The sequence below is a fragment of the Microbispora sp. CL1-1 genome (assembly GCF_012034195.1).
Lineage (GTDB): Bacteria > Actinomycetota > Actinomycetes > Streptosporangiales > Streptosporangiaceae > Microbispora.
The window spans coordinates 137317-151705 of the sequence record NZ_JAATEK010000004.1 but is presented as its reverse complement, the minus strand read 5'-3'; the positions used below and the strand labels follow the sequence as shown (position 1 = coordinate 151705).

The 14389-nt window shown below is 69.9% G+C and carries 12 protein-coding genes; 3 read left to right on the top strand and 9 right to left on the bottom strand.

The annotated features are described in order from the left end of the window. Window positions 1–61 precede the first annotated feature (61 nt). The gene (locus tag HCK04_RS06725) at window positions 62–706 is read left to right on the top strand and encodes a TetR family transcriptional regulator (protein ID WP_142646008.1); all 645 of its coding nucleotides are present in this window, start codon (window positions 62–64) and stop codon (window positions 704–706) included. A gap of 119 nt (window positions 707–825) precedes the next feature. Here HCK04_RS06725 and HCK04_RS06720 read toward each other — a convergent pair whose 3' ends face one another. The 6 genes from HCK04_RS06720 to HCK04_RS06695 form a co-directional block, all read right to left on the bottom strand. After that, complete coding sequence (locus HCK04_RS06720; RefSeq protein ID WP_142646007.1) at window positions 826–2562, bottom strand: hypothetical protein; 1737 nt, start codon at window positions 2560–2562, stop codon at window positions 826–828. A gap of 178 nt (window positions 2563–2740) precedes the next feature. Next, a complete protein-coding gene (locus tag HCK04_RS06715) occupies window positions 2741–4507 on the bottom strand; it encodes a sugar-binding domain-containing protein (RefSeq protein ID WP_142646006.1) in 1767 nt (588 codons plus the stop codon). Window positions 4508–4548: 41 nt separating this feature from the next. Beyond that, the gene (locus HCK04_RS06710) at window positions 4549–6255 is read right to left on the bottom strand and encodes a hypothetical protein (protein ID WP_142646005.1); all 1707 of its coding nucleotides are present in this window, start codon (window positions 6253–6255) and stop codon (window positions 4549–4551) included. Window positions 6256–6289: 34 nt separating this feature from the next. After that, the gene (locus HCK04_RS06705) at window positions 6290–7186 is read right to left on the bottom strand and encodes a carbohydrate ABC transporter permease (RefSeq protein WP_142646004.1); all 897 of its coding nucleotides are present in this window, start codon (window positions 7184–7186) and stop codon (window positions 6290–6292) included. Beyond that, a complete protein-coding gene (locus HCK04_RS06700; RefSeq protein WP_142646003.1) occupies window positions 7183–8169 on the bottom strand; it encodes a sugar ABC transporter permease in 987 nt (328 codons plus the stop codon). The genes HCK04_RS06705 and HCK04_RS06700 overlap by 4 nt, the downstream gene beginning before the upstream one ends. Before the next feature lie 16 nt (window positions 8170–8185). Further along, the gene (locus HCK04_RS06695) at window positions 8186–9529 is read right to left on the bottom strand and encodes a sugar ABC transporter substrate-binding protein (protein WP_142646002.1); all 1344 of its coding nucleotides are present in this window, start codon (window positions 9527–9529) and stop codon (window positions 8186–8188) included. Window positions 9530–9666: 137 nt separating this feature from the next. On the opposite strand from HCK04_RS06695, the gene HCK04_RS06690 reads away from it, so the two are divergent. Beyond that, window positions 9667–10692 carry a LacI family DNA-binding transcriptional regulator gene (locus HCK04_RS06690; protein WP_142646001.1) on the top strand — a complete coding sequence of 342 codons (1026 nt, stop codon included), beginning with the start codon at window positions 9667–9669 and terminating at the stop codon, window positions 10690–10692. A gap of 722 nt (window positions 10693–11414) precedes the next feature. On the opposite strand, the gene HCK04_RS06685 is transcribed toward HCK04_RS06690, so the two are convergent. Both HCK04_RS06685 and wrbA read right to left on the bottom strand, forming a co-directional pair. Next, complete coding sequence (locus HCK04_RS06685; protein WP_205829936.1) at window positions 11415–11738, bottom strand: YciI family protein; 324 nt, start codon at window positions 11736–11738, stop codon at window positions 11415–11417. Between the two features lie 8 nt (window positions 11739–11746). Beyond that, window positions 11747–12355, bottom strand: a complete 609-nt coding sequence (gene wrbA, locus HCK04_RS06680) for an NAD(P)H:quinone oxidoreductase (RefSeq protein ID WP_142646000.1) — start codon at window positions 12353–12355, stop codon at window positions 11747–11749. 119 nt (window positions 12356–12474) lie between these two features. Between wrbA and HCK04_RS06675 the strand changes: the two genes are divergently transcribed. Beyond that, window positions 12475–13110 carry a TetR/AcrR family transcriptional regulator gene (locus tag HCK04_RS06675; protein ID WP_142645999.1) on the top strand — a complete coding sequence of 212 codons (636 nt, stop codon included), beginning with the start codon at window positions 12475–12477 and terminating at the stop codon, window positions 13108–13110. A gap of 341 nt (window positions 13111–13451) precedes the next feature. Here the strand turns inward: HCK04_RS06675 and HCK04_RS06670 are convergent, their stop codons facing one another. Continuing rightward, on the bottom strand, window positions 13452–14363 hold the full coding sequence (locus HCK04_RS06670; protein WP_142645998.1) for an aldo/keto reductase: 912 nt from the start codon (window positions 14361–14363) through the stop codon (window positions 13452–13454). Window positions 14364–14389 lie beyond the last annotated feature (26 nt).

Genomic DNA, 14389 nt, shown 5'->3' with positions numbered 1-14389 from the left:
AGCTAATATGAGGGAAACTCATGTTAGCTCGGTTGGTCGAAAAGCGGGAGAGAATGGCGGAATGACGACAGGGGGAGCGCTACGCCGACGGCCCGCGCAGCGCCGCAGTCAGGAGCGGGTCGAGCGCATGCTGGACGAGTGCGCCCTGCTGCTCGACGAGGTGGGGTACGCCGCCCTGACCACCAAGGAGGTCGCCCGCCGGGCCGAGGTGCCGATCGGGACCTTCTACCAGTTCTTCACCGACAAGCAGAGCCTGGTCCGCGCGCTCGCGCTGCGGAACCTTGAGGCGTACCTCGACCGGATCGCGTCCCGGCTGGCCGCCGTGCCGCTGTCCGACTGGACCGACACCGTTGACCTGGTCGTGGACGAGTTCGTCCGCATGAAGCGGACCACGCCGGGCTTCGGGGTGGTGGACTTCGGCGAGGTGCTCGCCGCTCCCGGCGGCCCCGCCCTGCCCGGCACCCAGCGGATGCTCGACGAGGCGCTGGAGAACAACGTGATCGTGGCCGACCGGCTGCGCTCCCTCATCGTCGACCGGCTCGGCGTGGCGCCGGGCGACGGCCTGTCGCGCGCCTTCGTCGTCGCCGTGGAGGCGGCCGACGCCGTGCTCAAACTGGCCTTCCGCGTCCACCCCGACGGCGACCCCGACCTCATCGCCGAGTGCAAACGCCTCGTCCGCCGCTACCTCTCCGACCACCTGGCCTGAGACGCTTCGGCCTTCGCCTGTATCGCCGGTATGCCGGTGCCCGCTGCGCGCGTCGTCCGAATGTGTGCGTCCTCCCCGCCGCAACCCGGTACGGCGGGAAGGACGCACAGGCCGGGGTGTCAGGCGGGCCGGACGGTGAAGGTGGTGCGGGTGCCGGGGCCGGTGTTCTGCTGGTGGAAGCTCATGGTGACGCGTCCGGTCCAGCCGGGCGGGGCGAGGTCGGGCAGGTTGACGGTGAAGTCGGAGAAGTCGGTGACGTGGATGACCTGGTCGGCCTGCCGCTTGGTGCCCCAGGGCATGGGAGCGGATCGGGTGCTGTTGTAGAGGCCGCCGTGCAGCAGCACCCCCTTGGTGTAGCCGGAGGCGGTCTCGAAGTCGATGCGCACGCCGTGCAGGCTGTTGGCGTCGAGGTTCTGGAAGGTGCCGGTGCTCTCCGCGCGGATGCGCAACGTGCCGGGGAGGTCGGTCGCCACGACGCCGGCGGCGGTGTCGGCCCAGGTCTCGGTGCCCATGCCGATCTCGGCGGTCCAGGTGCGGCGGTCGAAGCTCGCGTAGCTCTTCTTGCCGTGGTTCGGCATGTACTGCAGGTCGCGGATGACGGTGCCGACGTCAACCGGGTCGAGGGACGAGGTGCCGGTGCCGTCCTCGGCCTCCAGGTAGACGATGCCGTGGTCGGGGATGGTGCCCGTCCAGGTCAGGCCGGCGGTGGAGACGCCGAGCTGCTGCTCGACGGGGGTGAGGGTCTCGCTGGCGGGGTTGTCCTCGTAGCTCGCGTGGTCGGCGTCGATGCGGTAGACGCGGAAGTCGCCCTCAGCGAAGGGGATGTTGGTCAACGAGGCGGTGACGTCCTGGGTGATGCCGGAGGTGTTCCAGAGCAGCACGCCGGACTTGTGGGAGTCGGAGGAGGCCAGGCCGTCGACCGCGCCGTCGATGGTGAGCTGCTTGCGGGCCACGGGCATGCCGGCGTACAGCTTGAAAGCGTTGTACGAGGCCCGCACGTGCCCCTCGCGGTCGAGCAGCCCGATGACGTCGCAGGTCGTGGGGCAGACCGGGTCCTGGAACTGCGCCCATTCGACGTGCGTGATCCACGGCTTGGCCAGCAGCGCCTTGAAGCTCTTCAGCAGCTCGGCGGCCCCGCGGTGGGTGATGACGTCGGTGGGCACGGTGAAGTCGTGTGACCAGTTGTACTCGTTGAGGTTGTCGTCGACGGTGGCCATCCGGTATGCGGTCAGGCCGGAGTCGGTGGCTCCCTGGTAGTTGTTCTCCAGGCTGCCGTCGGTGGCGTCGGTGTAGGCGTGGAAGGAGAAGCCGTCCAAGGGCAGGTTGTCGGCGAGGACGCGGTTGACGAACTCGGTCTTCCACCCCACGCAGCACAGCGCCGGGCCCTCGACGTAGGCGTCCGGGTCGGCGGCGCGTATGGCGCGGGAGGCGTCGCGGTACAGGTCGAGGTACTGCTGCTGGGTGCCGGTCCAGAACACGCCGGGCAGGTCGGGTTCGTTCCAGATCTCGTACGAGCCGGCGCGCCGCCCGGTCTTCTTCCAGTGGGCGACGAGGGCGGGGACGATCTTCGTAGCCCACACGGAGGGGTCCTTGGGCGGGTCGTTCCAGTTGCCGCCGGGCGGTTTGAGGATGCCGGGCGTGTACGTGAGCGCGGGCACCGGCTGCGCGCCGGCGGTCTTGATGAGGTCGGCGAGCCGGTCGATCTGCGCGAAGTGGTAGCGCGGGTGGGAGGGCGAGCCGGTGACCAAGGGGGTCCAGCCGTGCTGCTCGTTGCCCCACATGGTCTCCCAGCGCACCCGCGCCGGCCGCAGCGCCGCCATCTTGGCGGCGTCGCGCTTCCAGCGGGCCGGCGACACGTACCCGCTGTTGAACAGGCCGAACTTGCTCTTGACGAGGGGGTAGTCGACGGGGTGGCGAAGTCGGCGGTGACGGTGGCGTCGGCTGCGTGGACGGGCCGGGCGGCGAGCGCCGTGCTGATCAGCAGGGTGGTCGCGACGGTGGCGAGGGTTCTCAACGGTCTTTTCATGGGTGCGGTCACCTCCGGCCGCGGATGATGCGGGCGATGGACTCGGGGTCGGCCTTGGGCTTGCGGTCCTCGGTCAGCAGTCCGTTGCGTTCCTGTCCGGTGTCGGTGAGCTGGGTGAAGCAGAACCCCGCCAGGTCGCCGGCCTCGTGCACGGCGTCCAGCAGCGTGCCGAGCCGTTCGAGGAGCTGCTCGGGCGTGTCGGCGACGCCGTAGCCGGTCCAGGTGGTGGGGTCGTCGGGGGCGTGGGTGAAGCCGCCGAACTCGCTGAGCACCACCGGCACGGCGGGCGCGTCGCCGGTGAGGGTGAGCGCGCGGCCGCCCGGCCGTCCGGTGGCGACGGTGTCCTCCAGGCGGGCGGCGTAGCGGTCGCGGATGGTCTCGGGGTCGTGGGTGTAGTCGTGGACGCCGAGCAGGTCGCCGCTGACGTACTCCCAGCCGTCGTTGCCGATCACCGGCCGGCTCGGGTCGAGCGCTTTGAGCAGGTGGTACAGGCCGCGTACGGCGTCGCGCTGCGCGGCCGAATGCGCCACCTGCGGCACGCCCCAGCTCTCGTTGAACGCGACCCAGGCCACGACGCACGGGTGGCCGGCGTCCCGTTCGACGATCTCGATCCACTCGCGCGTGATGCGGGCCAGCGAGCGCGGGCTGAACGAGTACGAGGCCGCCGCGTCGGCCCACACCAGCACGCCGAGCCGGTCGCACCAGTACAGGAAGCGCGGGTCCTCGGCCTTCTGGTGGACGCGGATGCCGTTGAAGCCGAGCTGCTTGATCAGCTCGACCTCGGTGCGCAGCGCCGCCGCGTCCGGGGCGGCCAGGTGCGACTGCGGCCAGTACCCCTGCGACAGGGCCATGCGCAGCTTGTACGGCAGGCCGTTCAGCAGGAACGACCGGGCGTCGGTGCCGACCGTCCTGAACCCGACGTAGCTGTGCACGACGTCCTCGGAGGATTCGCCGTGGACGGTGATCGTCGCCTGGCACAGGGTCGGCCGCTCGGGCGTCCACTGCAGGTGGTGCGGTTCGGCGTCGTGGTCGCCGTCCTGCACGACCAGGCGCGTACGCAGCCGGTAGCCGGTGACGGTGGACGTCTCCTCGGCCAGCACGCGGCCGTCGAGCTCCAGCCGTACCGTCACCTGGACAGGTCCGGTGGTGCGGCGGGCCAGCCGCAGATCCAGATCGACCTCGCCGGGGGTGCCGCCGGGCGTCCAGCGCAGGTGCTCGACGTGGTCGGCGGGCACCTCCTCCAGCCAGACGGGCTGCCAGATGCCGGTGGTGCGCTCGTACCAGATGACGTGCGGGCGCTCCTGCCAGTCCTGCTTGCCGCGCGGCTGCTCCAGGTCGTGCGGGTCGTCGAAGGCGCGTACGACGATCACCTGCCGGCCGTCGGCGGACAGCGCGTCGGTGATGTCGGCGCCGAACGGGGTCTGGCCGCCTTCGTGGAAGGCGACGTGCTCGCCGTTCACCCACACGTCGGCGCGGTAGTCGACCGCGCCGAAGCGCAGCACCACCCGCCGGCCCGCCTCCGGCGGTGCCACCTCGACGGTGCGGCGGTACCACAGCACCGGGTGGTAGCCGGTGTCGCCGATGCCGCTGGCCGGGGACTCCGGCGGGAAGGGCACCGTGATCGTCTGGTCGAACACGTCATCGCGGCGCTGCCAGTGTTCGGCGAGGCCGACGTCGCCGTCGTCGTAGGCGAACCGCCAGTCGCCGCCGAGGTCCTGCCAGTCGGCGCGGGCCAGCAGCGGGCGCGGATGCTGGTCGTGCAAGGGCGTGGGCACGGTACTCCTTAAGGTCCCCGATGATGCGCTGGTGAGGGTGGTCAGGTGAGGGTGACGGTGGCGAAGGCGTGCTCGGGCGCGCCGCGCAGCGCGACCGTGACGCGCGCCCGGCCGAGCTCGGCGGCGAGGCCGGTGAGGTCCACCGTCTGCGGGGCCTGCTCGTCCAGGTAGACCTCGCGGCTCTGCCCGAGGCCGCCGTCGATGCGGACGACGAGCCGTCCGCCGGTGAGGGGCGCGCCGGACGCGTCGGTGAGCCGCCCGGTGACGGTGATCGTCTCGCCGCAGCCCTCCAGGTCGGCGGTGATGACGGGCACGGCGTGCGGGTCGGTCGCGGTGCCGAGGCGGAAGGTGGTGGTGGCCTCGTCCAGGTCGGCCCACGCGCTCGTGGTGCGGGCGGTGTAGCGGTGGCGGACCCGGCGGACGGCGCCTGCGGGGGCGGGCGGGGCGGTCCGCGCGGCGGTGTCGGTCGCCTCCAGCAGGGCGACGCCGCCGCGGGGCAGCTCCAGATCCCAGAAGCGCTCGGCGGGCAGGTGCTCGGCCTCGGCGCCGTCGTTGCCGTCGTCGATCCTGCGCAGCGCGACGCTCTCGTACGTGCCCTCGCCCAGGTCGAGGCGGACCCGCACGGCGCGGGGCGAGCGGTTCCACACGGCCACGCTCAGCCGGCCGGGCTCGACGCCGGCCAGCCCGCCGACCTCGGGCGGGCCGTCGATCTCGATCACACAGCGATCGGTCGGCATGTTCTGGTAGAACTCGTACGCGCTGAGCACCGGCTTGCGCTCGCCGTCGATGGTGACCATGCCCGAGTAGTTGTCCTGGCCGCTGTCGAGGAACTGCGCCCAGTTCACCTTCGTCAGCCCCGGTGCGGCGAGGAGCGTGGCGAAGTCGGCGAGCAGGGCCGCCGCCATGTGGTGGCCGTCCTGGGTGCCGCCGCGCGGATAGTGCACCGGGTAGGAGTTGTACTCGTTGAGGTGCACCTCCACGTCCGCCAGATCGGGGCGCTCCTCCAGGTGGCGCAGCACCTTCTCCAGGGCCACATGCACGCTGTGGGTGCCGTAGTGGTGGAAGGAGAAGAAGTCCAGCGGCAGCTTCTCCGACCGTACGGTGTCGAGGAAGGCCGGGATCCAGTGCTCGTTCGGCAGCACCATGGCCAGGGCCGGGCCGCCCACCGGGGTGTCGGGGTCGGCTTCGCGGATCGCGGGCGCGGCCGTGCGGTAGAGCTGCAGGTAGTCGTCCAGGTCGCCGCCGTAGAAGACGGCCTCGCCGGTCTTCTCGTCGCGCAGGTCGGGCTCGTTGTAGACCTCGTGGTAGCCGACCTTGACGCCGCGCTCGCGGGCGCCGGCGACGTAGGCGCGGACCATCTCCGCCCAGCCGGCGTCGTCGGCGAGGTCGCGCCAGTCGCCGCCCTCGGGCTGGTAGGGGGCCGGCACGTAGCAGTACGACCAGTAGGGGCGGATGCCGAGGCCGTTGAGGAACGTTCCGATCTCGTCCAGCTCGGAGAAGTCGTAGACGAAGCCGTCCGGCGTGGGCGTGCTGATCGGGCGCTCGTAGCCGATCCATTGGGCGCCCCAGCCGATGTCGATGCGGACCGACTCGGGATGCGCGGCGCGCAGCGCGGCCTCGTCGCGGCGGTAGGTCGGGGCGTGCACGATGCCGCTGTTGAAGACGGCGAACTTCGACTTCGACAGCGGGTGGTCGGCGCGGCGGGCCGGGTGCACGCGGACGGTCGCGGTCGTGGCGGGGATCTTCACGTACGGGGGTCCCTTTCCGGGAGAAGAGCGAGAGTCAGTTGGCCATGCCGCTGAAGGCGATGCCGCGCACCACCCAGCGCTGGACGAAGACGTAGCCGATGACGATCGGCAGGGAGACGAGGGTGACGCCGGCCATGATCTCGCCGTACTGGCTGTTGTAGCGGCCGATGAGGCTCTGCAGCGCCTGGGTGAGCACCCACTGGTTCTGGTCCTGCAGGTAGATGCTGTTGACGAAGAAGCTGTTCCAGAGCTGGACGAACGTCAGCAGCCCCATCGCCAGGTACGCCGGCCCGGCCAGCGGCGCCATCACCGAGAAGAACGTGCGCCAGCGGCCCGCGCCGTCGATCGCGGCGGCGTCCTCCAGCTCGCGCGGCAGCGTGAGGAAGAACTGCCGGAAGAAGAACGTGGGCAGCGCGCCGCCGAACAGCATCGGCACGATGATCGGCAGCGGGGTGTCGAGCCAGTTCAGGTTGCGGAAGATGACGTACTGCGGGATGAGCGTCACCTGCGGCGGCACCATCAGCGTCAGCAGGATCACCATCAGCAGCGCCCGCTGGCCCGGGAAGGTGAAGCGGGCCAGCGCGTACCCGGCGAGCGAACTCGACAGCAGCGTGCCGGCCGTGCCGACCACGGCGATCAGCACCGTGTTGCCGACGTACCGCCCGAAGTCCGGCAGGATCGTGAACAGGTTCACGTAGTGCTCGAAGGTGATCGGGTGCGGGATGAGCTGGTCGGCGTCGAACATGTGGGCGTCCGTACGCAGCGACATCGACGCCGCCCACAGCACCGGCAGGATGTAGAGCACCACCAGCACCGTCATTCCGACGTGGTAGAAGCCGGTCCTGGCCCGCTTGCGCGCCTGGTGGAAGCCGGGCGCGGGCTGCGCGGCCGGGCTCGGCGCGCCCACGTTGATCGTGTCGGTGACCGTCATCCCTGGCCGCCCTTCTTGGCGGCGCCCTCACCGGCGTAGAAGACCCACCGCTTGCTGAACGCCCACTGGACGAGCGTGAGCACGAAGGTCAGCAGGGCCAGCACCCAGGCGATCGCCGCGGCGTAACCGAGCCCGGACAGGCGCTCGTTGTAGTTGAACATCTGGTTGTACATGTAGAGCACCACCGTGCGCGTGGAGTCGTCGGGCCCGCCGGCCATGCCGATGCTGCCGCCCGAGGTGGTCATGGCGACCACCGGGTCGAACAGCTGCAGGGCGCCGATCAGCGAGGTGACCACGAGGAACAGCACCGTCGGTGAGATCATCGGCAGCATCACGTGGCGGAAGCGCTGCCAGGCGTTCGCGCCGTCGATCTTCGCCGCCTCCGGCAGGGCCTCGGGCACCCCGTGCAGGGAGGCGATGTAGAGCGTCATGCCGTAGCCGAGCCCCTGCCAGGTGGTGACCAGCGCGATGGCGGGCATCGCCGTCGCCGGGTCGAGCAGCCACTGCGGCCCGTCCACGCCGAACAGCTCGATCGCGGCGTTGATCGGCCCGGACTCGGTGTTGAACATCCAGCGCCAGACGATGCCGACCGCGATCTGCGACAGCACGTACGGCAGGAACAGCAGCGCCCGGTAGAACGCCACCCCGCGCCGCGGCCGGTAGGTGAGCAGCGCGGCCACCAGCGACATCAGCAGGAAGCTGAGGGTGCCGGTGAAGATGAACTTGATCGTGTTCCACAGCACCTTCGGCACGCGCTCGTCCTCGAGCAGGTGCGTCCAGTTCTCCAGCCCGATCCAGGTGGGCTCGGGGGCGACCAGGTCCCAGTGGGTGAACGAGTAGTACAGCGACACGCCGAGCGGGACGCCGACGAAGGCCACCAGACCGAAGATCTGGGGCAGCAGGAACAGCAGCGCGGTGCCCGCCTCACGGCGCCGCGCCCGGGAGCGCGGCGCCTGTGCGGACGATGGTGCGGTTTCGCCCATCACGGTCGTCCCGTCGTCAGGAGGCGAGGATCTTGTCGATCTTGGCGCAGGTGCCCTTGAGCGCCTCGGCCGCGGGCTTCTTGCCGGTGATGATGTCGTTCAGCGCCGGGCCGAGCCCGTCCTGACCGAGCACCGTGGCGAGCACGCCCTGCGGGTCGATGTTCGTACGGGCCAGCGGCCAGGCCGCGGGGTCGAGCTGCGCCTCCTTGAGGTGCTCGGGCTCGCCGGGCGCCTTCAGGAACGCGGGCCCCTCGGCGACCTTCTTGTACGCCGGGATCAGCCCCATCTGCTTGCCGGCACCCTCGGTCGCCATGTACTTGATGAACTTCCAGGCGTTGTCCAGGTTCGGGGACTTGGCGTACGCGGCCCAGCTGTGCACCTGGATCATCGTCGCGTTGCCCTCGGGGCCCTTCGGCAGGGCGGCCATGTCGTACTTGAGCGACGGGTTCTGCTGCGCGGCGATCGTGACCTGCTCGTGCGAGCCCTGCTGCATCGCCACGTGCCCCTGGATCCAGCGCAGGTAGCCGGGCGTCTCCTGCTCCATCTGCGGGGTGACGGAGCTGTGGTCCTTCCACATCATGTCCTGCAGCAGCTGCATGGCCTGCGCGGTGCCGGGCTTCTCCAGGTCGCACTGGTCCCGCTTGTCGCCGCCGAGCACGCCGCCGCCGTACGCCCACAGCACCGGCCAGTAGCCCGGCTCGGACGGGATGGCGAAGCGGTTGTAGTAGCCCCACTGGACGACGTTCTTGGGATCGAAGTCCGGGCTGTCGGCGTTGTTGCCGTTGGCGTCCAGGGTGAGCTTGCGCGACCATTCGCGCAGGTCGTCGTAGGTGTAGTCGCCGTCGGCCGGCGGCTCTTTCAGCCCTGCCTTGGCGAACATCTCCTTGTTGTAGAACAGCGACTGGACGTTGTAGCCCATCGGCAGGCCGTAGAAGCGCCCGTCCTTCGCGGCCTTGTCCGACTGGATGACGACGGGGACGAAGTCCTCCTCCTTCACGCCGTCGGCGGCCATGCGGTCGGTCAGGTCGGCGAGCACGCCGTCGTTGGCCATCTGGTTGAAGTTCCAGGTGCCGGTGACGAGCACGTCCGCCATGTTGCGGCCGGCGATGAGCGTCTTGCACACGGCGTAGTCGGCGCCGCAGTCGGTCCTGTTGAACTTCAGCGAGATGCCCGGGTTGGTCTGCTCGAAGCCCTTGGCGGCGGCCTTGATGCTGTCGATGTCCTCGTTGACGCCCCACACCGCGATGGTCAGCGTGTTGGACTTCTCCCCCGAGGACGCCGCGGTGTTGGAGCAGGCGGTCACGGCGGTTATCGCCGACATGGTCAGGCAGATCGGTATCAGCCGTCGAGAGATGCGCATGGAGCCCTCCGGGAGGCCGCGATCGGGGTTTCTGAAGTGTTTCGCGGCTATTGCGAGCGTTTTTACCACGTGGCCTGCCACGTGGTAAAGGCTACACTTGTGCCGTTACGTAACATCGGAAGCGGACAGAGGCGGGGATGACGGTCACCCAAGCGGACGTGGCGGCCCGAGCGGGAGTCGCCCGCAAGACGGTCTCCAACGTGATCAACAACTACCCTCACGTCAGCGACGACGTGCGGGCCCGCGTCCTCGCCGCCATCGAGGAGCTCGACTATCGCCCCAACCACGCGGCCCGCAGCCTGCGCAGCGGACACAGCCGCATCATCGGCCTGGCCGTCCCCGAGCTCGACGTCGCCTACTTCTCCGAGCTGGCCCGTCTCGTCGTCGAGGTGGCCCAGAAACGCGGCCTCACCGTGATGATCATGCAGACGCTCGGCGACCGCGACCGCGAACTCGCCGTCGTCAACGGCACCTCCACCCAGTTCGTGGAAGGCCTCATCTACAGCCCCGTCGCCCTCGGCGGCGCCGACCTCGAAGGCCGCCGCGACCGCACCCCGATCGTGCTGCTCGGCGAACGTTCAAGCCAGGGCCTCGTCGACCACGTCGGCATCGACAACGTCGCCGCCGCCCGCACCGCCACCGAACACCTCATCGAGATCGGCCGCCGCCGCATCGCCTTCATCGGCTCCCAGCGCGCGGCCACCTCCGAAATCGCCCAGCTCCGCACCGCCGGCTACCGCCAGGCTTTGGAGGCCGCCGGCCTCAAGGTCGAATCCCGCCTCATCGTGCCCACTGCCGGATACCACCGCAAAGACGGCATGCTCGCCACCCGCAAGCTTCTGCAGCGGACCGGCCCGCTCCCGGACGCCCTCTTCTGCGCCACCGACCTCCTCGCCCAGGGCGCCATCCGGGCCCTCCTCGAACACGGGCTGCGCGTACCTGAGGATGTGGCCGTCGTCGGCTTCGACGACATCGACGAAGGCCGCTACAGCACCCCCACCCTGACCACCATCTCCCCTGACAAACGCCAGATCGCCGAGACCGCGGTGGATCGGCTGCTGGCTCGGGCGCAGAGCAAGACCGACCTGCCCGTCAACGACACTGTCACCGGGTCCACGCTGGTCGTGCGGGAGAGCACGGTCGGGCGAGCTTCGTCCGGCTGAACGCGTTCGGCGTACCGGCGGGTGTCACGACGGTGCCCGCCGGATGACCATTCGTCTTAGCTGCTCCCCATGCGGAGCGCCCGGCGCTGGGTTGCCCACGGCAGACGTCACCCGTCGAGGCGAGGGTGTACGGCTGTCGCTTTGATCGACCCAAGCGCAAAGAGGCGGCACGTGCCAGGGCTCTCACTTGGCTGGTGCGGGAACTGCCGTATGAGGTTCGCTCTGTCGTGCTCGCCGAGCGCGAGGCAAACCAGGACTGGCATGATCGTCGGGTTCTGGGCGGTCTGGCGCGCCGACCGCCGCGGTTTGAATACGGACATGCCGCAGTCGCGAAGGAGCCTCTTCTCTGGGTGGCGGACGTAGTGGTGAGTGGTGTGGCGAGAGCGCTCGCGCGAGACGAGGACCCCTGGGCTGTCGGCCTGGGAGTGGTCCTCTCACATGTGGGCTGCGAGCCCGCATGACGTCTGGATACGCGAAAGCCGGGCCACCACCTGCGGAGGTTGACCCGGCTTCACTACGTAACCCCAAGTGGATTGCGCATTACTCATCGTATGCGATGTTGGCTGCCTGCCAAGTCGCGATCCGTCATTCAGAGCCAAGGCGATGTCTCACTGCAGCGGGATCAAGCCCGTGCTCCGGCCGCGGTCGCCGGATCCCCCAGCGGCGTCAGGAGATAGGTGAGCCCTTGAGGATGACCGTGACGGCAGGGATGGGCATGACTCCTAGCCGGTCAGTTTTGCGACACCGGTGCGGCGGTCAGCGGTGCTGCCAGGGCCGGGTGAACCCGCCCTGGCTCGATTGTGGTGATCGTGTGGGTCGCGACGCCGTTCTCGACGAACGGGGTCCTCGGCGCTGATTCGCTCGATGGTCTCGCGGTCCACGCCGTGCGCCAGGATGGCTCCGCCCTGCGAGGACGGCACCGTCGGCCCCGAGACGAGGAAGACGCCGTCCGCGTGGTGCCGTTCGAGATATGCGACGTGATCGCGAACGAAGGGAGCGGCGTCTTCCTCGGAGCCGGTGTAGGAGACGATCACCACGTGCGGCATGCCGTCATTCAAGCAGCCCGGCCGGCCAGGAGGTGGGCGGTGATGGTCGTCAGGCGCTCGCCCTGGTAGCGGGCGGCCGCGAGGGTCTCCTCCGAGGGAGCGCCCGCGCCGCCCGGGTGGGCGGTGCCGTACGGGTTGCCGCCCGCGGGGTAGACCACCGGGTCGGTGTAACCGGGCGAGACGATGATCGAACCCCAGTGGTGGAAGGTGTTGTAGAGGGCGAGGATCGTCGACTCGTTGCCGCCGTTGGCGTTGTGGGCGCTGGCGAACCCGGTGGCGGGCTTGTTGGCCATGACGCCCTGCTGCCAGATCGGGCCCGTGGTGTCGATGAACTGCTTGAGCTGCGCGGCGATGTTGCCATAACGGGTCGGCGAGCCCAAGGCGTAGGCGTCCGCCCAGACCAGATCGTCCAGCGTGGCGACCTCCACGTGCTTGGTGGCCTCGACGTGTTCGCGCCAGGCCGGGTTGGCGTCGATGGCGGCGTCGGGGGCCAGCTCGGGGACCCGGCGCAACCGGACCTCGGCGCCGGCCTTCTCCGCACCCTCGGCGATCGCCGTGGCGAGCTGGTGGACGTTGCCGGTGGCCGAGTAGTAGATGACGGCGATCTTGACACTCATGGTGACGTATCTTCGAAGCGACGATCAAACGGATAGCTATCCGGTTCCATGGCAGTAAATCGGATAACAATCCGGTTCGCAACCCGGGGATTGGATCTCCCGTCCGGTAGCCTCGGGACATGCCCCGCATCGAGCTTCCCGTCACCGGACAGGTCGCGCCGGAGCGCGCGGACGCCGCCCGGAACCGGCGGAAGATCCTCGACGCGACCGCTCGCCTGATCGCGGAGCAGGGTCCGGCGGCCGTCACCATGAACGCCGTGGCGCACGCCGCGGGCATGGGCGTCGGCACCGTCTATCGCCGGTTCGGCGACGTCAGCAGCCTCCTGTTCGCCGTGCTCGACGACGGCGAGCAGCGCTTCCAGCAGGCGTTCATGACCGGTCCGCCGCCTCTCGGCCCCGGCGCCCCGCCCGCCGAGCGGCTCCGCGCATTCCTCCACACGGCTGCCGACCGGATCATCGAGCAGGGCGAGATCATGGCGGCCGCGGAGAAAGCCTCACCAGGGGCCCGCTATCAGAGCGGCGCCTACCGCACCATGCACACGCACGTGTCCATGCTGCTGCGCGAGATGAAACCCGAGGCGGACCCCGCGGTCCTTGCCCATCTGCTGCTCGCGCCGTTCGCACCGAGCCTGTTCGCGCACCTCACCACGGAGCTCGGAGTGGCGAAGGAACAGATCAAGGCCGGCATCGACAGCCTGCTCGATCTGGGGCCGCAGAGGACTGCCGCCCGCGCTGTCGAGACGACCGAGGCGTGACGAACCAGAGGCCCGTGCCGTACATGGCCGGCCCGAGCACGATGAAGGCGGCGGCCACCGGATAGCGCGGCCCGGGCGGCATATAGGCGGCCACCGGATAGCGCGGCCCGGGCCGCTTGTACGCGGGCGCCTGCGGCGGGGCCGGGTTCGGCTTCCCACCGCAGGCGCCTTCGCAGGCGCCCTTCGCGGGCGCTTCGCGGGTGCCCTTCACAGGGGCGCTTCGCGGACCCTTTCGCGGGTGTGACTCGCAGGCATCCGGAGCAGGCATGCATGCCCTTCGGAGGCGCCCTTCGTGGGTGCCTCTCGCAGGCATCCGGGGGCAGGCGTACGCGGGCCCGGCGTCAGGCGGGGGCGTCGAGGCGGGCGATCTGCTCGTCGTCGAGCTTGACGTCGGCGAGCAGCTCCTCAAGCTGGGCGACCGAGCTGACGCCGACGATCGGGATGATGCCCTGCGCCCGCAGCCAGGCCAGCACGACCTGGTTGCGCGTCGCGCCGAGCTCCCCGGCCACCTCGTCCAGCACGGCCAGCCGCCGCGTGGTGCCCGGGTGGTCGTAGTGCTCGGGCAGCGGCTTGCCGGCGTACGCGCCCGCGAGCAGTGAGGTGTAGACCCACAGCGTCAGGTCGCCCTCGGAGCGCACGTAGTCGAGCAGCTCCTCGGTGACCTGGGTGTGCCCGCCCTCGGGCAGCCGCACCCCGGGCCGGGGACGGAGGTAGGAGTGGCGCAGCTGCACGTGGCTGTAACGCGTGGCCCCACGGGCCGCCGCCAGTGAGCGGGCCCGCTCCAGCCGCCACACCGCGTGGTTGCTCGCGCCCACCTCCTTGGCCTTGCCGGCGAGCACGAGCTCGTCGAAGGCGGCGATAGTCTCCTCAAGCGGCGCGGACCTGTCGTCGATGTGGGCCCAGTAAACATCGACGTGATCGATGCCGAGACGTCGCAGGCTGCCGTCGATCGCGGCCCGGATCACGCCGGCGGACAGGCCCTCGGCGGCGTCGAGCGTACGGGCGCCTGGCACGGACGGGCGGGCGCCGCACTTGGTGCTGATCACCACCTGGTCCCGGTTGCGCCGGGAGGCGAGCCACCGGCCGATGGTGGTCTCGCTCTCGTCACCGGTCGCGCCCTCAAGCCAGAACGGGTAGTTGTTGGCCGTGTCGAGGATCGTTCCGCCGCCTTCGACGAAGCGGTCGAGGATGGCGAACGACGTCGCCTCGTCCACGGTGGTCCCGAAGGGGATCGTCCCCAGAGCGATTCTCATGCCGACCACCTTGCCGCCTGGAGCGC